17 protein-coding genes are annotated in these 19,504 nt (G+C 73.4%); 10 read left to right on the top strand and 7 right to left on the bottom strand.

All coding sequences use genetic code 11. The annotated features are described in order from the left end of the window. Positions 1-188: 188 nt before the first annotated feature. Positions 189-1,475 (bottom strand): MDR family MFS transporter, encoded by a 1,287-nt coding sequence (locus GA0070558_RS06230; protein WP_256091782.1) that lies wholly within the window; start codon positions 1,473-1,475, stop codon positions 189-191. A gap of 151 nt (positions 1,476-1,626) precedes the next feature. Between GA0070558_RS06230 and GA0070558_RS06225 the strand changes: the two genes are divergently transcribed. Beyond that, a complete protein-coding gene (locus GA0070558_RS06225; RefSeq protein ID WP_043965291.1) occupies positions 1,627-2,394 on the top strand; it encodes a phosphoglyceromutase in 768 nt (255 codons plus the stop codon). Positions 2,395-2,463: 69 nt separating this feature from the next. Here GA0070558_RS06225 and phoU read toward each other — a convergent pair whose 3' ends face one another. Beyond that, positions 2,464-3,117, bottom strand: a complete 654-nt coding sequence (gene phoU / locus GA0070558_RS06220; RefSeq protein ID WP_043965293.1) for a phosphate signaling complex protein PhoU — start codon at positions 3,115-3,117, stop codon at positions 2,464-2,466. 211 nt (positions 3,118-3,328) lie between these two features. Here phoU and GA0070558_RS06215 point away from each other — a divergent pair, with 211 nt between their 5' ends. Continuing rightward, positions 3,329-4,639 carry a sensor histidine kinase gene (locus tag GA0070558_RS06215; protein WP_077938187.1) on the top strand — a complete coding sequence of 437 codons (1,311 nt, stop codon included), beginning with the start codon at positions 3,329-3,331 and terminating at the stop codon, positions 4,637-4,639. 13 nt (positions 4,640-4,652) lie between these two features. After that, the gene (locus GA0070558_RS06210; RefSeq protein ID WP_043965295.1) at positions 4,653-5,336 is read left to right on the top strand and encodes a response regulator; all 684 of its coding nucleotides are present in this window, start codon (positions 4,653-4,655) and stop codon (positions 5,334-5,336) included. A gap of 107 nt (positions 5,337-5,443) precedes the next feature. Here GA0070558_RS06210 and GA0070558_RS06205 read toward each other — a convergent pair whose 3' ends face one another. Further along, positions 5,444-6,250 carry a DUF3109 family protein gene (locus GA0070558_RS06205; RefSeq protein WP_091276694.1) on the bottom strand — a complete coding sequence of 269 codons (807 nt, stop codon included), beginning with the start codon at positions 6,248-6,250 and terminating at the stop codon, positions 5,444-5,446. 74 nt (positions 6,251-6,324) lie between these two features. On the opposite strand from GA0070558_RS06205, the gene GA0070558_RS06200 reads away from it, so the two are divergent. Both GA0070558_RS06200 and GA0070558_RS06195 read left to right on the top strand, forming a co-directional pair. Beyond that, on the top strand, positions 6,325-7,269 hold the full coding sequence (locus GA0070558_RS06200) for a Ppx/GppA phosphatase family protein (protein ID WP_077938188.1): 945 nt from the start codon (positions 6,325-6,327) through the stop codon (positions 7,267-7,269). A gap of 107 nt (positions 7,270-7,376) precedes the next feature. Next, the gene (locus tag GA0070558_RS06195) at positions 7,377-8,183 is read left to right on the top strand and encodes a sugar phosphate isomerase/epimerase family protein (RefSeq protein ID WP_176734114.1); all 807 of its coding nucleotides are present in this window, start codon (positions 7,377-7,379) and stop codon (positions 8,181-8,183) included. Between the two features lie 50 nt (positions 8,184-8,233). Here GA0070558_RS06195 and GA0070558_RS06190 read toward each other — a convergent pair whose 3' ends face one another. From GA0070558_RS06190 to GA0070558_RS06180, 3 genes are read right to left on the bottom strand one after another with little or no spacing between them, the layout of a single operon-like run. Continuing rightward, a complete protein-coding gene (locus tag GA0070558_RS06190; protein WP_091276691.1) occupies positions 8,234-8,806 on the bottom strand; it encodes a CGNR zinc finger domain-containing protein in 573 nt (190 codons plus the stop codon). Between the two features lie 18 nt (positions 8,807-8,824). Then, positions 8,825-9,991 carry a glutathionylspermidine synthase family protein gene (locus GA0070558_RS06185; RefSeq protein WP_091276688.1) on the bottom strand — a complete coding sequence of 389 codons (1,167 nt, stop codon included), beginning with the start codon at positions 9,989-9,991 and terminating at the stop codon, positions 8,825-8,827. 1 nt (position 9,992) lies between these two features. Further along, the gene (locus GA0070558_RS06180) at positions 9,993-10,286 is read right to left on the bottom strand and encodes a hypothetical protein (RefSeq protein ID WP_228986921.1); all 294 of its coding nucleotides are present in this window, start codon (positions 10,284-10,286) and stop codon (positions 9,993-9,995) included. 101 nt (positions 10,287-10,387) lie between these two features. Between GA0070558_RS06180 and GA0070558_RS06175 the strand changes: the two genes are divergently transcribed. The 5 genes from GA0070558_RS06175 (at position 10,388) to GA0070558_RS06155 (ending at position 14,491) form a co-directional block, all read left to right on the top strand. Beyond that, entirely contained in the window at positions 10,388-11,308 is a 921-nt protein-coding gene (locus tag GA0070558_RS06175; protein ID WP_043965299.1) for a proline dehydrogenase family protein, read from the top strand. Between the two features lie 87 nt (positions 11,309-11,395). Beyond that, positions 11,396-12,196 (top strand): alpha/beta fold hydrolase, encoded by an 801-nt coding sequence (locus GA0070558_RS06170; protein ID WP_091276685.1) that lies wholly within the window; start codon positions 11,396-11,398, stop codon positions 12,194-12,196. Continuing rightward, the gene (locus GA0070558_RS06165; RefSeq protein WP_091276683.1) at positions 12,189-12,761 is read left to right on the top strand and encodes a TetR/AcrR family transcriptional regulator; all 573 of its coding nucleotides are present in this window, start codon (positions 12,189-12,191) and stop codon (positions 12,759-12,761) included. Before GA0070558_RS06170 ends, GA0070558_RS06165 begins: the two co-directional genes overlap by 8 nt. 3 nt (positions 12,762-12,764) lie before the next feature. Beyond that, entirely contained in the window at positions 12,765-13,100 is a 336-nt protein-coding gene (locus GA0070558_RS06160; protein ID WP_091276680.1) for a YrdB family protein, read from the top strand. Positions 13,101-13,177: 77 nt separating this feature from the next. Next, entirely contained in the window at positions 13,178-14,491 is a 1,314-nt protein-coding gene (locus tag GA0070558_RS06155) for a hypothetical protein (protein ID WP_256091781.1), read from the top strand. A 60-nt stretch (positions 14,492-14,551) separates the two neighbouring features. On the opposite strand, the gene GA0070558_RS06150 is transcribed toward GA0070558_RS06155, so the two are convergent. Beyond that, positions 14,552-19,213, bottom strand: coding sequence for a LamG-like jellyroll fold domain-containing protein (locus GA0070558_RS06150; protein WP_141722170.1), 4,662 nt, complete (start codon positions 19,211-19,213; stop codon positions 14,552-14,554). Positions 19,214-19,504: the final 291 nt, after the last annotated feature.

Below are 19,504 nucleotides of genomic sequence, written 5' to 3'. Positions count from 1 at the left end.
GGGACGGGTGGATCCCGCCGTTGGGGGACGGCGCCACCCGTTGGAACCGGCGGCGCGAGCGGGCGACGCTTACGGGGGTGAGTGTCGCCCGCCGCCGCCGGCACGATGCGGGCGCCCATCACGACCACTGGTCGAGGTGGGCGCTTTGCGTCGCCCCGGCCTTTCGTACCCCCGGATCTTGGACAGCTTCAGTTCACGACGGACGTCAACTGTCCACGTTCCGCCGGCGCGGGCCCGACGGGCTCGGCCGGCGGGCGCAGCGCCATGGCCCGCCGCTCCCGGGCCGGCCCGGAGGCCAGGTGGGCGACCGCCACCACGACGCCGACCGCCGCGCAGCCCAGCCAGAGCGCCGCGTTGCCGGCCTGCTGCCGGACCAGGCCGCCGAGGATCGGCGCGCTGGCCCCGGCGACCTGCCAGGACAGCGAGAAGACGCCCTGGTACCGGCCGCGCAGGTCGGCGGGGGAGAGCTCCGCGATCAGGGTGGAGTTCGACGGCGAGTTGAGCATCTCGCCGAGGGTCCAGACGAGCACAGTGAGGGCGTAGAACCAGGCGGCGTCGGCGAACGCGGTCAGCCCGAACCCGACGCCCATCACCACGGCGGCGAGGGCGAGCACGTGCGAGCGGCTGCGCCCACGGATCAGCCGGGGCACGAAGAGCTGCCCGGCCACGATGAGCACCCCGTTGAGCGCGATCACCACGCCGTACGTGGACGGGCTCAGGCCGTCGTCGCCCATGGCGATCGGCAGCATCGAGATGTGCTGGAGGAAGACCAGCGCGCCGAGCAGGTTGAGCGCCACGAAGCCCAGGTAGACCCGGTCGCCGAGGATGGTGCGCAGCGCCCCCCGGGGGCGGGCGGCCCCGGCGGGGCGCACGGTGACGCGGGCCGGGGCGCGGGTCTCGGCCACCTTCACGAAGATGATCACGGCGGTGGCCAGGGTGGTCGCCGCGTCGATCACGAACAGCAGGAGGTAGCTGGCCTCGGCGGCCAGGCCGGCGAGGATCGCCGCGCAGGCGAAGCCGAGGTTGATCGCCCAGTAGTTCAGCGAGAACGCGCGCAGCCGGTCCCGCTCCGGCACCACGTCGATCATCATCGCGCCGAACGCCGGGCGGGCCGCCTCGGCGAACAGGCCGAGCAGCAGCGCCCCGCCGGCCACCGCCCAGAGCTGCTGGGCGAAGCCGAGGGTGAGCATCATGGCCGCCGCGCCGAGGTGGGCGGTGAGCAGCGTCGGTCGCCGGCCCCACCGGTCGGCGAGCGTCCCGCCCAGCGTCGTCCCGACCGCGCCGCCGACGCCCCACAGGCCGAGCACGAGGCCGGCGGCCAGCTCGTCGAAGCCGCGCTCCTGGGTGAGGTAGATGGCCAGGAAGACCAGGACGAACGAGCCGAGGCGGTTGATCAGGGTGCCCGTCCACAGGTGCCAGAAGGTCCTGGGCAGCCCGCCCGTGGTGTCCCGGAACCAGCCCCGCATCGCCCGCACGCTCGCGCCCCGCTTTCGGTAATGACCGATGTATCCAAAGCGCCTTACAACCTAGTCGCGGGGCCGAAGGCCGGTCACCGGCTTTTCCACGTGGTGGTCGTCACCGCAGGTCCCCGCGTGTCCGTCGACGGAGTGCGGCAGGATGATCGGCATGACTGCGAGCGAAGGGCCCACCGTCGGGACGCTGGTCCTGCTGCGGCACGGCGAGAGCGACTGGAACGCGAAGAACCTCTTCACCGGCTGGGTCGACGTCGACCTGACCGCCAAGGGTGAGGCGGAGGCGCGCCGCGGCGGTGAGCTGCTGCGCGAGCACGACCTGCTGCCGGACGTGGTGCACACCAGCGTGATGCGCCGGGCGATCCGCACCGCCGAGCTGGCGCTGAACGCCGCCGACCGGCACTGGATCGCGGTGCGCCGGTCGTGGCGGCTCAACGAGCGCCACTACGGCGCCCTGCAGGGCAAGAACAAGAAGCAGACCCTCGACGAGTACGGCGAGGAGCAGTTCATGCTCTGGCGTCGGTCGTACGACACCCCGCCGCCGCCGATCGCCGACGACGACGAGTGGTCGCAGGTGGGCGACCCCCGGTACGCGCTGCTGCCGACCGAGCTGATGCCGCGCACCGAGTGCCTCAAGGACGTCGTCGAGCGGATGCTGCCGTACTGGTACGACTCGATCGTGCCGGACATCCTGGCGGGCCGGACGGTGCTGGTGGCCGCGCACGGCAACTCGCTGCGCGCGCTGGTCAAGCACCTCGACCAGATCAGCGACGAGGCGATCGCCAAGCTCAACATCCCGACCGGCATCCCGCTGCGCTACGACCTGGACCCGCAGCTGCGTCCGCAGGTCCTCGGCGGGACGTACCTCGACCCGGCCGCCGCCAAGGAGGCCGCCGCCGCGGTCGCCAACCAGGGCCGCTGACCGACGAAGGAAGGGCCCCTTGTTATCGCTTTCGTGATAACAAGGGGCCCTTCCTAACGCCTGGGGCGCTCACTCGGCCGCGGCGGCCGGCTCCCCGGTGATCAGGTAGACGACGTGCTCGCCGGCGTTGACCGCGTGGTCGGCGAACCGCTCGTAGAAGCGGCCGAGCAGGGTGGCGTCGATCGCCGTCTCCACCCCGTACGGCCAGTCGTCGCCGAGCAGCACCCCGAACAGGCTCTTGTGCAGGTCGTCCATGGCGTCGTCGTCGCGGTCCAGCTCGGCGGCGAGGTCGGCGTCGGGCTTGGCCAGCACCGAGCCGATCTTCTCGGCCATCCGGTCGGCGATCGACGCCATGTCGACGAAGACCGGCCGCAGCTCCGCCGGCACGGCCGGCGAGGGGTGCCGGCGCAGCGCGGTCTTCGCCACGTGGTCGGCCAGGTCCCCCATCCGCTCCAGGTCGGCGGCCACGTGCAGGGCGGTGATCATGGCCCGCAGGTCGGAGGCGACGGGGGCCTGCCGGGCCAGCAGGTCGCAGACCCGCTCCTCGACGTGCCGGTAGAGCTCGTCGATCTCGGCGTCCCGCTCGATCACGTTCTCGGCGGCCTGGCGGTCGGCGGTGAGCAGGGCGCGGGTGGCCTGGCGCATGGCCGCGCGGATGGCCTCGGCCATGTCCACCAGCAGCTGGCTGACAATCTGGAGGTCGGCCCGGAACTCGTCGCGCATCATCACGTCCTGTGGTCGGTGGTCGCCGGCCCGGGGCTGCGGGCGTCGGCGCTGGTCTGGCAGGGTGCGCGACAACCGTAGGCCGGGGGAGATGACCGGAGGTGAACGCTGGTGAACGACGCGGGACCGACGGGTGAACATCGCCGGAAGCGAGAGCGTTTCGTCCCGTTTGTGGCGATGTCCAGATGAACAATGACCCTACGATCGCCGGGTGGAGTGGGCGGTGACGACGGCGGCGGTCGTGACACTGGTGGCCGGGCTGGCCATCGGGTCGCTGCTGCCCCGGCTCGTCCGGTCGTGGCGTCGCCGCGGCCCGGCCGCCGGGAGCGGCGGCCCCGCCCGCCTGTTCCGGACCAGGGGGAGGCCCGTGATGGTCGACGAGCAGCAGACCGGCCTCTCCAGCCTGGGCCGCCGCACGGTGGACTCGCTGCGCGCCGGCGTCGTGGTACTCGGCCCCGATGACGTGCCGGTCCTGGTCAACCCGGCGGCCCGCGCGATGGGGCTGCTGCGCACCGGGGCCACGCCCGGCTCGATCGCCGCGCACCCGCTGATCCGTACCCTCGCGGGGCAGGTCCGGCGCACCGGCGTGCGGCGCGAGATCGAGCTGGACCTGCCGCGCGGCCGCGACGCCTCCGGCCCCGACCCGCTCGGCGTGCACCTGCGGGCGATGGCCATCGGCGGCGGGCACGTGGCCGTGGAGGCGGCCGACGTCACCGAGTCGCACCGGCTGGCCCGGGTCCGCCGGGACTTCGTGGCCAACGTCAGCCACGAGCTGAAGACGCCCATCGGGGCCCTGCAACTGCTCGCCGAGGCGCTGCTGGACGCCACCGAGCCGGCCGGCGCGGCGGCCCCCGACCTCTCCGAGGACCTGGTCGCCGCGCGCCGGTTCGCCGAGCGCATCCAGCACGAGTCGACCCGGCTGGGGCGGCTGGTGCAGGAACTGCTGGAGCTGACCCGGCTCCAGGGCGCCGAGCCGCAGCCCGCCCCGGAGCCGGTCGCCGTGGACTGGGTGATCGCCGAGGTGATCGACCGCACCCGCACCACCGCCGCCGCCCGGCGGATCGAGGTGGCCACCGAGGGCGAGCGCGGGCTGACGGTCTACGGCAGCGACGCCCAGCTCGCCACCGCCGTGGCGAACCTCGTCGAGAACGGCATCACCTACTCGGGCGAGGACACCACCGTCCGGGTCACCACCCGGTCCGACGGCGAGCACGTCACGATCTCCGTCGCCGACCAGGGCATCGGGATCGCGCCGACGGACGTCGAGCGGATCTTCGAACGGTTCTACCGGGCCGACCAGGCCCGTTCCCGGGCCACCGGCGGCACCGGCCTCGGCCTGGCCATCGTCAAACACATCGCCAGCAACCATGGCGGCCGGGTCGAGGTGTCGAGCACTCTTGGTGGTGGGTCGACGTTCACCCTCCGGCTGCCCGCCCGTCCACCGGACGACCTGCTGCCGACACCGCAATCGGATGGGATCGAGGCCGGCCCGGCCGAGCTCCGGCAGGTCCGACCGCTATGAAAGGAATACCCCGTTGAGCCGCGTTCTGGTGGTCGAGGACGAGGAGTCGTTCTCCGACGCCCTGTCGTACATGCTCCGCAAGGAGGGCTTCGAGGTCTCGGTCGCGGCCACCGGCCCGTCCGCCCTCACCGAGTTCGACCGGACGGGCGCGGACATCGTGCTGCTCGACCTCATGCTGCCCGAGATGTCCGGCACCGAGGTGTGCCGGCAGCTCCGCCAGCGCTCGCACGTGCCGATCATCATGGTCACCGCGCGGGACAGCGAGATCGACAAGGTCGTCGGCCTGGAGATCGGGGCCGACGACTACGTGACGAAGCCGTACTCGCCTCGGGAGCTGGTGGCCCGGATCCGGGCGGTGCTGCGCCGGCAGACCCCCGACGTGGCCGAGTCGGGGGCGCCGACCCTGGCGGCCGGGCCGGTGCGGATGGACATCGAGCGGCACGTGGTCACCGTGGACGGGGGCACCGTGCAGCTTCCGCTCAAGGAGTTCGAGCTGCTGGAGCTGCTGCTGCGCAACGCCGGCCGGGTGCTGACCCGGGGCCAGCTCATCGACCGGGTCTGGGGCGCCGACTACGTCGGCGACACGAAGACCCTCGACGTGCACGTCAAGCGGCTGCGCTCGAAGATCGAGCCGGAGCCGTCCGCGCCGCGCTTCATCGTCACCGTCCGGGGCCTGGGCTACAAGTTCGAGCCGTGACGGGCCCGATCACCGCCTGACCGCACCCGGTCGGTGCGCTGAGCACTCGCCAGCGTGGTTAGGAAGGGGCCCTTCCTATGCGGAAAGCGTTAACAGGGGGCCCTTCCTTACGTGCTGGCCGGGTGGGAGGCGATCTGGCCCTGCCGCAGCCGGGCCGCGCACAGCTCCGCGAGCTTCGCGTACGCCGCCGCGCCGACCAGCGCGGTCAGCTCCGGGCCGTACGAGACGTACATCGGCTCGGTGCCGACGTGCGCGTCCGTCGACGAGGTGCACCACCAGTCGAGGTCGTGCCCGCCCGCGCCCCAGCCCCGCCGGTCGAACTCGGCCAGCGTGGAGACCAGCACCTTCGTGTTGTCCGGCCGCTTGTGCCACTCCTGGTCCCGGCGGACCGGCAGCTGCCAGCAGACGTCCGGCTTGTATTCCAGCGGGTGCACCCCGTCGCGCAGGGCCTGCGCGTGCAGCGCGCAGCCGCCCCCGCCGGGAAAGTCGGCGTCGTTGAGGAACACGCACGGTGCGTCGATCGCGCGGGTGGCGGTGCGCCGGGCCGGCGTCTTGCCGTCGACCGTGTCGTTCTCGGTCCAGTTCTTGAACCCGCGCCGGAAGTGCTGCCAGTTTTCCGGGGTGAGCCGCTTGACGGCCGCCCGGACCCGCTTCTCGTCGTCGGAGTCGGTGAAGAACGCCCCGTGCGAGCAGCAGCCGTCGGCGGCCCGGCCGGCGACGATGCCGTGGCAGCCCTGGCCGAACACGCAGGTCCAGCGGGACAGCAGCCAGGTCAGGTCGGCGCGGATCACGTGCGTGGCGTCGGCCGGGTCGACGAACTCGATCCACTCCCGGGGAAAGTCCAGCCCCACCTCGCGGCTGCGCGGGTCGTCGGGGTCGTCCACCAGCACCTGGATCTCGATCTGGCTCGTCACCCGGACCAGCGTACGCCCGGTGCCCCGCTCGCACCGGCGAGCCACCGATCCGGGCAGGCCCTAGTGTCTTCGGCATGCGACTGGGAGTCCTCGACGTCGGTTCCAACACGGTGCACCTGCTGGTGGTCGACGCCCACCACGGCGCGCACCCGTGGCCGGCGCACTCGGAGAAGGTGGTGCTCCGGCTCGCCGAGCAGATCGGCCCGGACGGGGCGCTCACCGAGGCCGGCGCGGACGGGCTGGTCCGGGCGGTCGACGCGGCCCGCGCCTCGGCCACCCGGCTGGGCAGCGACGACCTGCTGGCCTTCGCCACCTCCGCGGTGCGCGACGCCACCAACGCGGCCGAGGTGCTGGCGCGGGTGCGCGAGGCCACCGGCGTACGGCTGGAGGTGCTCTCCGGCGCGGACGAGGCGCGGATGACGTTCCTCGCGGTCCGGCGGTGGTTCGGCTGGTCGGCGGGCCGGCTGCTCGCCCTGGACATCGGCGGCGGGTCCCTGGAGATCGCCGCCGGCATCGACGAGGACCCGGACGTCGCGGTCTCCCTGCCGCTCGGTGCGGGCCGGCTGACCCGGGAGCGGCTGCGCATCGACCCCGACGGCGCGGAGCCGCCGCCGGCCGGGGCCGTGGCGGAACTGCGGGAGTACGTCGACGGGCTGCTCGACCCGGTGGTGGAGAAGATGGCCGAGGTGGGCTGGGAACGCCCCGTGGCCACCTCGAAGACGTTCCGCACCCTGGCCCGGCTGGCCGGGGCGGCCCCCTCCGGCGCCGGCCTGTGGGCCCGGCGCAGCCTGACCCGGGACGGGCTGCGGCAGGTGCTCGGCTTCGTCCGGCACATCCCGCCGCGCCACCTGAGCGAGCTGGAGGGGGTGAGCGTCGGCCGGGCGCACCAGCTGCTGGCCGGGGCGGTGGTGGCCGAGGCGGTGCTGCGCCGGCTCGACGTGCCCGCGTTGGACATCTGCCCGTGGGCGCTGCGGGAGGGGGTCATCCTGCGCCAGCTCGACCGGCTCACCGAACGCTGAACGCCCGGTGACCTGCCGTGACGTCCCGGAGGCCCGTTGCGGCGCTACGGGCGATTTGCGATTACTCGTCACGATGCCGCAACGTGGGCCGGGCTACGCTGGCAGCTGTGACTTCCCGCGTCCCGGTGCTCCTGTCCACGTCCTCGGTGTTCCCTGAGCGGACCGCGGCGGCGTTCCAGCTGGCCGCGGCACTCGGATACGACGGCATCGAGGTCATGGTCTGGACCGACGCCGTCAGCCAGGACGCCGGCGCGCTGCGCGGCCTCGCCGCGCACTACGGCGTGCCGGTGCTCTCCGTCCACGCCCCCTGCCTGCTGGTCACCCAGCGGGTGTGGAGCCCCGACCCGTGGGAGCGGCTGCGCCGCGCCGCCGAGCTGGCCGACACCCTGGAGGCGCCCACCGTCGTGGTGCACCCGCCGTTCACCTGGCAGCGCGACTACGCCCGCACCTTCGCCGACGGGCTGGACGAGGTCGCCGGGCGGTTCACCGGGCTGCGCTTCGCCGTGGAGAACATGTACCCGGTGCGGATGGCCGGCCGGCAGTTCGTCCCGTACGCCCCCGGGTGGGATCCGACCGAGACCGGCTACCCGTCGTACACCCTCGACCTGTCGCACTGCGCGGCCTCGCACACCGACGCCCTGGCCATGGCCGACCGGATGGGGTCGAGCCTCGCCCACGTGCACCTCGGCGACGGCACCGGCGAGGGGCGCGACGAGCACCTGGTGCCGGGGCGCGGCGGCCAGCCCTGCGGCGAGCTGCTGCGCTCCCTGGCCGGGCGCGGCTTCACCGGCTCGGTGGCCGTCGAGGTCACCACGCGGGGCGCGAAGAGCCGCGCCGTCCGCGAGGCCGACCTGCGCGAGGCCCTGGAGTTCGCCCGCGCCAACCTGACCGCGCCGTCCCCCGTCGACGCCTGAGCCCGCGCTCGCTGCCCGGCCGGCCCGGCGCCCGGGTCGACCCGACCCGGTCAGCGGGCCGGGGCCAGCGCCTCGGTCGGGGCGGTGACCTGCTGCTCGCCGATCGCCGCCCGCTTGCGGGCCCGGTGCGCGGCCACGTGCGACCGGGTGGCGCAGCGCTCCGAGCAGAACCGCCGGCAGCAGTTCGACGAGGTGTCCAGGTAGACGTTGCCGCAGCGCTCGTCGGCGCAGACCCCGAACCGGGCGCTGCCGTACTGGCAGAGCCACACCGACAGGCCCCACACCGCGCCGGCCAGGTATTCCGCGCTCACCGACGCGCCCCGGCTGGTGACGTGCATGTGCCAGTCGCTGGAGTCGTGGCCGGAGATGCGCGGCTGCACCGGGTACGCCTCCAGCAGCGCGTTCAGCTCGGCGACCGCCTCGATGTCGCGCCCCGAGGTGCCGTAGTCGAAGACGTCCCGCAGCCGCTTCTGCGCCCGCCGGAAGATCGCCAGGTCCCGGTCCGCGACCTCGTCGCGCATCCACGCGTTCTCGTCGGGGAAGAGGGCCCGCAGGTCGTCGAGGTCGTCCAGCCGGGCGTTGACGAGGTCAACCCCGGTCCGGGCGTACGCGTCGAAGTTCACACCCCAACGGTAGACGACTCACGTCAGGCGCGGCGTGTCGATGTAGTGCGGCAGGAACCGGGCGTAGTTGTCGGTGATGAGGCTGGTGCTCTCCCGCAGGCCCGCGCCGGCCGGCTCGCCGTCGACGATCCAGCTGCCCAGCACCACGTGGTTGCCGTCGAAGCTCGGCAGGGCCCGGAACTCCTGGTAGCAGAAGCCCTCGTCGCCGTAGTCGCTGGGATTGCTGACCTCCCCGGCGGGCGTGACGATCCGCACCGACCCGCCCTCGCGGCCGAGCAGCGGCTTCGCCACGTACTCGGTCATCTGCCGCGGCGAGTCGAGGTACGCGGGGAGGAGGTACTCGTGCCCGGGGAACAGCTCCCACAGCACGGCGAGCAGCGCCTTGTTGGACAGCAGCAGCTTCCAGGCCGGCTCGATCCAGGTCGTCGGGGTGCCCGGCTCCAGGGCCAGCGGCCCGTACGGCTCGGCGAGCATCCACTCCCACGGGTAGAGCTTGAAGCAGGTGGTGACCGGACCGTCGGCGGCGTCGACGAAGCGCCGGCCGTCCCAGCCGATGTCCTGGATCGGCAGCAGCTCCGCCTTCAGCCCCGCCTGCCGGGCGGTCTCGGCGAGGTAGCCGGCCGTGATCTGGTCCTCGCCCGACTCCTCCTCGTTGGACCACACCACGTGCACCCGGTCGTCGTGCAGGCCCGCGCCGATGCGCGCCCACGCCGCGACGAGGCGCTCGTGCAGGCTGTTCCACTGGTCCGCCGCCGGGCGCGTCTCCTCCAGCCAGAACCACTGCACGATGCTCGCCTCGACCAGCGAGGTGGGGGTGTCGGCGTTGTATTCCAGCAGCTTCGGCGGCCAGCTGCCGTCGTAGCAGAGGTCGAACCGGCCGTAGAGGCTCGGCGGCTTCTCGCGCAGCGAACGGGCCACCGCCTCGGCCGCCCACCCGGGGATGCCGAACTCGGCGTACCGGCCCCGGGCCACCACGTGCTCGGCGGCGGCGACGCACATCCGGTGCAGCTCGGCGGTCGCCTCCTCCAGCCGGAGCACCTCCTCCAGCCCGAAGACGTACGCGGCGGTCTCGTCCCAGTACGACACGATCCCGCCGTCGGGCAGCTCCGTGTCGATGTAGACGAGGCCCTGCGAGCGGACCGTGGCGTCCCAGTCGGCGCGCGGGGTGGCCGCCTCGCGCCGCACGTCAGCCGCCGCAGGAGGCGAGATGGGTGCCGAAGCCGCCGCGCTCCGGCACCGCCGCGGCGGCACCCGCCCGGGGGTCGCCGCGCCCGGCGTCGGTGGTGACGGCGGTGCCGGTGGCGGGCACGTGCATCGCCAGCGCCACGGTCGTCCCGCCGCCGACCGGCCCGAGCGCGCAGTCGTCGTCATCGTCGTCGCCGGAGGACATGTTGCAGCCGGAGATGGTGAGCGCGAGGGCGGTCAGCGCGCCGAGCTGCACGGTGGCCGACCGGAGCCGGCGTCGGGGGCGTTGTTCCACGGCATCGTTGTAGCTGATCCGCGCCACGTCACCCGTCCCGGGGCTGCGCCGGCGGGGCCGCCGCCCGGCGGGGTGGTGCCCGCTGGCGTTACGCTCAGCTCATGCTCCGTTCCGTCATCCTTGCCGCCTCCCGGTCATCCCAGGTCGAGCGGCTCGTTGCGACGGCCCCGTTCACCCGGGACGTCGTCCGCCGGTTCGTCGCCGGCGCCGGCACCGACGACGCGTTGCGCGCGACCCGCGAACTCGTCGCCGAGGGCCTCGCGGTCACCCTCGACAACCTCGGCGAGGACACCGTCACCGCAGAGCAGGCCACCGCCACCCGAGACGAGTACCTGAAGCTGCTGGGTCTGCTCTCCGCCGCCGGGCTCACCCCGGCCGCCGAGGTCAGCGTGAAGCTCTCCGCGCTCGGCCAGCGCTTCGACGAGCGGCTCGCGTACGACAACGCGCGGGCGATCTGCGCCGCGGCGGACGAGGCGGGCACCACGGTCACCCTGGACATGGAGGACCACACCACCACCGACTCGACGCTGGACACGCTGGCCCGGCTCCGCAAGGACTTCCCGGCGACGGGGGCGGTCCTCCAGGCGTACCTGCGGCGGACCGAGTCGGACTGCCGCGAGCTGGCGTACGCCGGCTCCCGGGTGCGGCTGTGCAAGGGCGCGTACCGGGAGCCGGAGTCGGTGGCTTACCAGGCGGCCCGCGAGGTGGACAAGTCGTACGTGCGGTGCCTCAACATCCTGATGTCCGGCGACGGGTTCCCGATGCTGGCCACCCACGACCCGCGCCTGATCGCCATCGGCGAGGACCGGGCGCGCTGGTTCGACCGGGGGCCGGAGCGGTTCGAGTTCCAGATGCTCTACGGCATCCGGCCGGAGGAGCAGGCCCGGCTCGTCGGCGACGGCTACACCGTGCGCACCTACCTGCCGTACGGCACCGACTGGTACGGCTACCTCATGCGCCGCCTCGCCGAACGTCCCGCGAACCTGGCCTTCTTCGGCCGGGCCCTGATGTCGAAGAAGTGACCCCAGCGGGGGAATGAACTCACCCGTCCGAGCGGACCGGGCGCCAAGCGCTTGACGCGATTGGCTAATCGAGTTAGCTTTCAGGCTATGACTGTTAGCTACGTGGAGCGGGACGGTGGGCGGATCGCCTACGAGGTGCACGGGGCGGGCCCGCTGGTGGTCCTCGCGCACGGCATGGGGGAGAACCGGGCGGCCTACCGCCACCTGGTCCCGCTGCTGGTCGACGCCGGCTACCGGGTGGCGTCGGTGGACGTACGCGGGCACGGCCGGTCCAGCGCCGGCTGGCCGACGTACGCCCCGGCCGAGGTCGGCGGCGACCTGCTGGCCGTCGTCCGCGCCCTCGGCGGCGGCCCCGCCACGCTGGTCGGCAACTCCTCCAGCGGCGCCGCCGTGGTCTTCGCCGCCGCCGACGCCCCCGACCTGGTCGGCGCGATCGTCCAGGTCGGCGCCTTCGTCACCGAGCGGAAGCTGAACCCGGTCCTGCGGCTGGCCGTGGCGGCGGTGCTGCGCAGCCCCCGGCTGTTCGGCATGTTCCACCGCAGCCTCTTCCCCAGCGGCCGGCCGGCGGACTACGCCGCGTACCGCAAGGCGATGGTGGCCAACCTGCGCGAACCCGGCCGGATGGCGGCGATGCGCGGGGTCGCGGCCCCGGCCGAGCCGCACTGGACCACCCGGGCCCCCGAGGTGCGCCAGCCGGTCCTCGTGCTGATGGGCACGAAGGACCCCGACTTTCCCGACCCCGGCGCCGAGGCCCGCGCCGCCCGCCGGCTCTTCACCACCGCCGAGGCCCGCATGATCGACGACTCCGGTCACTACCCGCACGCCGACCGGCCGGCCGAGACCGCCGCGCAGCTCGTCGCCTTCCTCAAGGCCACCGCCCGTGCCTAGGGCCGGGCTCAACCAGCAGATCGTCGTGCGCGAAGCCGCCCGGCTCGCCGACGAGGTCGGCCTCGACCAGCTCACCCTCGCCGCCCTCGCCGGTCGGCTCGGCGTCGCCCTGCCCAGCCTCTACAAGCACGTCAAGGGCGCCGACGCGCTGACCCGCAAGCTCGCCGCGCTGGCCACCGCCGAGCTGGCCGACGCGCTCACCTCGGCCGCCGCCGGCCGCGCGGGCGAAGACGCCCTGCGCGCCGTCGCCGCCGCCTACCGCGACTACGCCCGCCGGCACCCCGGGCGCTACGTCGCCGCGCAACGCGCGCCCGACGCCGGTGACCCCGACCACGTCGCCGCCGCCGGGCGGGCCGTCGGCGCGATCTACGCCATCCTGCGGGGGTACGGCCTCGACGGCGACGACGCCGTCGACGCCACCCGGGTGCTCCGCAGCGCCCTGCACGGCTTCCTCGCCCTGGAGGCCGCCGGCGGCTTCGGGCTGCCGCGTGACCTCGATCGCTCGTACGACCAGCTCGTCGCCGGGCTGGACATGGCGTTCCGCTCCTGGCCCAGGAAGGACTGACCGGTGTACCTGCTCGCCCTGGCCCTGATCTTCCTGCTCGAACTCGCCGTGCTCGTCGCCGGCGGCTGGTGGGGCTTCACCCTGGACGCGGGCTGGGCGGTCCGGACCGCCGCCGGGATCGGCGCGCCGGTGCTCCTCGCCGCCGCCTGGGGGGTCTTCGGCGCGCAGAAGGCCGCCGTGCCGCTGCCCGGCCCGGCGAAGCTCGCCTTCCAGGCCGCCTGGTTCGTCACCGGCGGGCTCCTGCTGCTTCTCGCCGGCCGTCCGGTGCCCGCCGCGGTGCTGGTCGGCCTCTGGTTGCTCGACCGGGTCCTGCTGGCGCTCACCGCACCATCGGACTGACTGCTCGACGGTCGGCGGCCCCGGGCGGCCCGTGGCGCGTTCGCCCGATCCGCCCCGGAGGTCGTACCCTTCGCCGGGTGACCGACGGCTTGGACGGCATGCACCGGTGGGACCAACCACGACGGCGTCGGCCCTGGCCGCTGTGGGCCGCGCTCGGCGTGGTGCTGGTGCTGCTCACCTGCGGCCTGCCGACCGTGCTGCTGGCCGGCGTGCTGCACGAGGCGGCGGACCGGCCGACGATCGGCCGCCTCGGGCCCACCGTGCCCGCCGACCCCGCTGTCGAGGCCGCCCGGCAGCTCGGCGAGCGGATCTCCGGCCAGCTCGACCGCCAGGCCGCCGCCCTGCTCGGCGGCGACCGGGCCGGCTTCCTCGCCATCGCCGAGCCCGCCGCCCACCCCGCCCTGGCCCGCCGGTACGCCGCCCTGCGCGCCCTGCGGGTCACCGTCTGGCGGCCCGAGCAGACCGGCCTACCCACCACCGTGGCCGGGCGGCCCGACGAGTGGCGGATCGTGGTGCGCTTCCAGTACTGCTTCGTGGTGCCCGGCTGCCGGCCGAGCCCCGTGCTCGTCGGCACCCGGTGGCGGGACTCCGGCGGGCAGGTCCGGCTGGTCGCCATGGAGGAGTCCCGGTCCGCCGAGACCGGCACCCGGCCGTGGGAGGTGAGCGACCTGGTCGTGGCGGTGGGCCCGCGTACGGTCGTGGCCACCACCCCGGCGCTGCGCGGGAAGCTTCCCGGCCTCCTCCGCCAGGCCGAGGCCGCGGCGCGGACCGCCGACGCGTACGCGGTCGCCGGCCCGCCGCCCGACCGGTACCGCGTCTTCTACGCCGGCAAGGCGGAGTGGCTGAGCTGGTACGGCGGCGGCCGCCCGGCATGGACCGGCGGGTACGCCGTCACCGTCGGCGGCGGCCACCACGAGGTGGTCCTCAACGCCGACGGGCTCTCCGCCACCGGCGCCGACGACCTGCTCCGGCACGAACTGACGCACGCCGCCTCCCTGCCCGAGCGCGGGTACCCGGGGCGGGAGACGTGGTGGCTGGTGGAGGGGCTCGCCGAGTACGCGGGCGTCGGCGGAACACCGGTCGGTCGCTACGAGGGGCTCGCCGAGGTGCGCGAGCTGCTGGCGCCGGGCGGCGGCTGGACCGGCCGGCTCGACGACCTCACCCCGGCCGAGGACGCGTCCGCCCGGCGCGTCGGCGGCAGCTACGGCGTCGGCTACCTGGCCGTACGGCACCTCGTCGACCGGTTCGGCGAGCAGCGGGTGCTCGCCTTCTTCAAGGCGGTCGTGCACGACCGGCGGACCGCGGAGGAGGCGTCCGGGGAGGCGTTCGGCGAGCCGTGGGCGGGCCTGCACGACGAGTGCGTCGCGTACGCCCGGACGGCGGTCGGCTGACCGGCCCCGCAGTGGTGTCGCGTCCACCCACGACGTGGGCGGACGCGACACCACCGTCGGTCAGGGAATCTCCGCCCAGGTGACGAACGCGGCCCCGGGGGACGACTGGTCGGTCTTGTAGATCCGGCCGTCGGTGCCGCGTCCCAGCAGGGTGATCGCGTTGTTGCCGTTGAGCACGGCGGTCGGGTCGCTGTCGAAACCGTCCGCCGGCTGGCCGGAACTCATGATGCTCCAGGCACCGAAACTGCCGCCGACAGCCGACTGCTGCGTGCCCCAGAACTTGCCGTCGGTGCCGCGTCCGTACAGGACGAACCTGTCGTTGCTGGTACGCAACGCCGCCGGGTCGCCGACGAAGGTCGGCTGACCCGTGCCCATGACCCCCCACGCGCCGAACGCGGCCCCGGCCGAGGGCTGGCCCGCGCCGTAGAGCTTGCCGTCCGCGCCGACGGCGTAGAGCACGAGCGTGCCGTTCGCGCCGAGCAGCGTGGTCGGATCGCCGGTGAACCCGCCGGTCGGCCCGCCCGTGCCGACCGTCACCCAGGTGCCGAACGCGGCACCGGGGGACGGCTGGGACACCCCGTGCATCTTCTTGTCGCCGGCCCGCGCGTAGATGACGATCGCGCCGTTGGCGGCCTTCGTGACCGTCGGCCGGCCGGTGACGCCCGCGCCGCCCGCGCCGATGCGTACCCAGGGCCCGAACGTGCTCCCCACGGCCGGCTGGGCGGTGCCCCAGATCCAGCCGTCGGCGGCACGGGCGTACAGGGCGATGGTGTTGCTCGTGGTGAGCACGGCGCTGGGGTCGCTCGCGAAGCCGGCCGGCGGCTGGCCGGTGCCGATGGCCCGCCAGGTGGTGAAGGCCGCGCCCACGGACGGCTGGCCCACCCCGTACATCTGGTTGTCGACGCCGCGCGCGTAGAGCACGACGGTGCCGTTGGCCGCCTTCAGCGCCGTCGGCGAGCCGACGAAGCCGCTGCGGTCGCCGATGCGCACCCAGGGCCCGAACGCGCCACCGACGCTGCCCTGCCCGCTGCCCCAGATCCAGCCGTCGGCCCCGCGCCGGTAGGCGAGCACCGCTCCGGTCGCCGACGCGACCGACGCGACCTCACCGCTGCTGCGGGTGTCGACCTCCACGGTCCAGATCCGGTCCCACGTCTGGACGTGGGCCAGCTCGCCACTGAACCAGCCACCGTGCGTGGTGGCGCTGGTGCGGTGGCTGCCCATCCGGAACAGCCCGGCGGCGGTCCAGCCGGTGGTGTGCGTGGCCCGTCCGGCGTTCACCCCGCTGACGTACAGGGTCATCGCGCCGGTGGTCTTGTTCCAGCTCGCCATGACGTGTGTCCAGACGCCGACGCGGGCGGTGCCCGGGGCGCTGGTCGCCGTGTCGAGGACCGGGCTCGCGACGTCGGTGCGGGCCATGGTGAAGCGCCACGACGCGTCGCCCGCGTTGGTCCAGAGCCGGAAGCGGGCCGTGTTGGTCCCGCTCTGGGACAGCACCGTCCCACCGAGGGCGGCCGGCTTGACCCAGGCGGAGACCGTGAAGTCGGCATTGGTGTTCACCGCCGACGACGCGGTGAGCGTGCCGGTGGTGGTGGCGGGCGGGGGGTTGAGGACGACGTCCGGGTCGAACGCGTCGCCGCTGCTCCACGACACGCCGGTCGTGGCGGTGGCGTGCAACGTGCCGGCGCTGTCCCTCGCGGTGGTGACCGGACCGTCCGTGCCGTCGTTGAGCTGCCAGCTGTGGTTGGAGGTGACCAGCGTCTTCGCCGGCTGGGCGGTGACCGTGCCGAGCCCGCCGGCCAGGTTGCCGACCAGCCAGGCCGTGGTCACGCCGCCTGCCCCCACGGTCCACAGGTCCGCCGTGCCGTCGCTGTCGATGTCGGCGGCCCGTAGCCCCAGGTCCGCGCCCGTGTTCCAGTTCTCGTGCAGCGTGTACGAGGTGTGGCTGAGCTGGTTGACGCCGTCGAAGGACAGATCCGTCCACAGGTACAGGGCGCCGGTCGTACGGTTCCACAGGAACATGACGGTGCTGTCGGACAGTTGTGCCGTGGTGATGGTCCACTTGTCCCAGTCGGCCCCGCCGGTCGGCGTCGGCTGGCTGATGGTGAGCGGGTCGGCGTAGAGCGCGGTGGCGTAGAAGTTCGAGTAGTAGGTCAGGTGGTGTCCGACGGTGCTGTTCCCGCTGATTCCGATCAGCTCCGGGTAGCCGGTGCCGGCCCCCCGGATGTACCCGGCGTTGGCGAGTTGGAGCGGCAGCGTGCCGTCGGCGTCGGCGAGCAGGTCTCCCGCGATGCTGAACTGGTTGCCACTGAGCTGCGCCTGGATGACGGAGCCGTCGCCGTTGTTGCGGAGCACCCCGCCGTTGCCCGTCGCGGGGTAGTAGACGAGCGCGTCCTGGAGGCCGGTGCCCGTGAAGTGACCGGTGACGACCTGCGCGCCGTCGAAGTCCGTGGGGGAGTTGTTGCCCGTGACCCCGTTGCCGCGGGCCCCGATGTTCGTTCCGGCCACGGCGAGCTGCTCGCTGCCGCCCGGCGCGAGCCAGAGCCCGGGGGGAAGCCCGTGGGTGGCCCCGACGGTGACCAGGTCCGGGGCGGAGTCGCCGTTGAGGTCGCCGTCGGCCGCCACGGTGGCCGGGTTGGAGTTGAACGTGACGCTCCTGCTGTCACCGATGTTGCCGCCCGCGGAGACGCTGGTGACGGTCAGGGTGTTGGTGAACCGGGTCGGGGTGACGGCGATGGTCGCCGCGCCGTTGGTGGCGGACACGTCCGAGGGCGGGCCGGCGTTGAGCTGGTAGACGTACCCGCTCGGGTCGGTGCCGTCGGCCTTGGCGATGTCCACGGTGAAGGACTCGCCGATGGTGGTCGTCCCGTCGGCGATCTCGGGGATCGCGGGCGCTCCCGGCCGGGTCGGGTCGAAGGTGAACGAGCAGACCCCCGACCAGTCGCCGGCCATGCCGAAGTCCGTCGCCTGCACCTTCCAGGAGAAGCCGGTGCTCGCTCCGTTGGCTGCGGTCCGCAGGGTCGAGACGGGTACGACGAGCACCGCGGTGCTGCCGGAGGAGTAGGTGAGCAGGTTCGGGTTGGAGGAGGCCAGCGCGGTCTGGGTGGCGTCGGCGGTCTTCCACAGCTTGAAGGTCACGCCGAGGGTGCCGCCGTTGCGGTCGGAGACCGGCGCGTACAGCGACACGGAGGCATCGCCGACCGTGCTGGTGCCGGCGCAGGTCGTCGGCGGCGAGGTGGTCAGCCCGGCCGGTTGGTTCGGCTTGTGGTTGTAGCGGATGGTGAGGGTGGGGGTGGTCTGGTCGAATTCTTTCCAGCTCTGGGTGTCGCTGGCCTCGTTGGCGGCGATCATCCGCAGGGTGCGGGTGGCCCTCTGGGCGGTGACGTCGGCCTCGATCTGGTTGGTGACGTCGAAGGAGACGGCAGCGGCGTCGCAGCCGCTGTAGCCGTAGGCGAAGCTCTTCGACGCGGCGAGGGGGCCGTTGGACACGCCTTCCCAGTGGTTCCAGGTGGCGTTGCCGGAGGTGAGGGTGGTCGCGGGGGCGTAGATGTTGACGGTCTTGTCGGTGCAGTTCCAGGACCGGGTGTTGGTGATCTTGAAGATGGCGTCGTAGATCTCGGCCCCGGCGAGGGTGCTGTAGGGGACGGGGAAGTTGATCAGGGTCTGGGAGCGTTGGCTGCCGGAGTTGCCGACCTGCATGCGGCCGATGAGGTCGGGGGTGTCCTTCCAGAAGTTGGTGGACTGGTGCTGGTAGGAGATGGTGGCCCAGCCGGACATCTTCGGCCCGACGGGTGTCCAGTTGAACGTGGGATCGATGTAGACGGGGTAGACCGTGGCAGAAGCCGTGAGCAGCCCTCTGTCGGGAGTCAGGCGCAGCTTCCTGGGCGTGACCTGCACGGCGATGGGAGCGCTCCGCGCGGTCCTGCCCGGTGCGGAGGCGCTCGACGCGACGGTCCCTCGCTCGTTGGCGCCGGCGGTGGAGTCCCACATGGTCGGCGCGGGGGCGGTGAGGACGGCGTGGCCGGCGCGGTCGCGGCCCGTGATGTTGCCGGTCTTGTCGGCGGTGAGGGTGACACCCCGGACGGTGGTGCTCAGGTCGAGGGTGGACAGCCTCGGGTTGGCGGCGGCCCGACGGTTCTTGACGACGAAGACGTGGGAGAAGCCGCCCTCGGGGGTTACCCGTACGGTCAGGTCGACGCCGGGCAGCACCTCGGTGTAGGTGGCCGTGGGCCCGGACAACGTGGGCGCGGGCAGGGCCAGCGGCGCGGTGAGCGAGAGCGCCCGGTCGCCGCTGGTCAACTCAGCGAGCGGGCCGGTGCCGCCGGGGGAGAGCCGGACCTGGTTCGTCGTCACCGCCGGGGTGATGCTGCCGTCGGAATGGCGGACCAGGGTCGCGTCGAGCGTCTTCCACTGTCCGTCGACCCGGGTTCGGGTCGGCACCGCGGTCTGGGTCAGCTCGACCGTGCCGTCGGGTCGGGCGGTCACCGTGGAGGTGGAGGTGCCTGCGGCGGTCGCCTCGACGGGTCGGCCCGTTCGCCGAGCCTCGGCCACCGCCCGGTCCACGCCGAGCGGGCCGGGCGCCGGCTTCGCGGTGGGTGTCGAGGGTGCCGCCTCGGCCGGCTGGACGGGCAGCGAGGCGACGCTGGCGGCCAGGAGGCCGAAGCTGACGCCGGCAGCGACGAGCCTCCCTCGAAGGGCCCATCGTGGTGGGTGAGCTGCGAGCATGAAGCGGTTCCTCCCGTGGCCATTGCCGGTGGACGCCGGGCGGCGTCCGGTGGGCGGCCACAGTGAACCAGCCCCACCTGCTCACGGGGAACGTCGAATCTCACCATCGGTCGTCCTTTTGCGACTCTCTGCGACCGATTTGGACGAAGTGATCTCGGCCTATCGTTACCGCGCCGTGACCTTCCGCTCCGGCGAACATGAAACATTGTTCGCGCCACGAGAGTGCTCGTTCGGACACTCTGCGTGGCTTTACTTGTCTCTCGCGGAGTGGGGTACGCATGGCCGGGCACG

The organism is Micromonospora haikouensis (genome assembly GCF_900091595.1).
In the GTDB taxonomy this organism is placed as follows: Bacteria; Actinomycetota; Actinomycetes; order Mycobacteriales; family Micromonosporaceae; genus Micromonospora; species Micromonospora haikouensis.
The sequence above is the reverse complement of the archived record's forward strand: the minus strand, read 5'-3'. Positions and strand labels throughout refer to the sequence as shown.